The organism is Defluviitalea phaphyphila, assembly GCF_001466305.1.
Classification (GTDB): domain Bacteria; phylum Bacillota; class Clostridia; order Lachnospirales; family Defluviitaleaceae; genus Defluviitalea_A; species Defluviitalea_A phaphyphila.
Map to the genome: position 1 here is coordinate 1 of NZ_JWID01000076.1, position 551 is coordinate 551.

Genomic DNA, 551 nt, shown 5'->3' on the forward strand with positions numbered 1-551 from the left:
TTAGCCAATCTTTTTATATTGTTTTTATCAATTTCTAATAATATTCCTAAAGATATTAGCCAAAGTATATATATATATTCAGTTTCAACACAAGTATCTTCAAATTCAAAATAATTTTCTATACAAAATATGGTATATTCAACATCTTCAACTAAATCCTCTATGGGCATACCTGCTGAATACATTGCATTTATTTTTCTAAATTCATACCTAGTACTATCTTTATATGTTATACGAATAATTTCTTCATTATCTCTTGCATGTCTCTGTATTCCATTTTTTATATCTTCCTTTAAAAGTTTTATTTTATCTTTTCTTTTTTCTATAAATTCACTCATGAAAGAAATTTTCTCTTCAAAATGTTCAAATGTTTTAAACTTATCTCTTAACATTATGTTTCCTCCTTTATTTATTATGGCCAAGGTCCTATACGGTATGCATCTTTATCTAGTCTAAAAGTTTTTATCGTTCCATCGGCATTTATATTAAATAATACCTTTTCAACCTTATCAGTTCCTAATGATTGTAAAATCTCTTTTTCTAACTTTTTA

The 551-nt window shown here is 24.9% G+C and carries 1 protein-coding gene; it reads right to left on the bottom strand.

Features of this window, described 5'->3' with window-relative positions; translation table 11 throughout:
• A partial coding sequence (locus OM90_RS12240) for a PoNe immunity protein domain-containing protein (RefSeq protein ID WP_144428599.1) occupies positions 1-392 on the bottom strand: 392 nt, incomplete at its 3' end.
• Between the last annotated feature and the right edge of the window lie 159 nt (positions 393-551).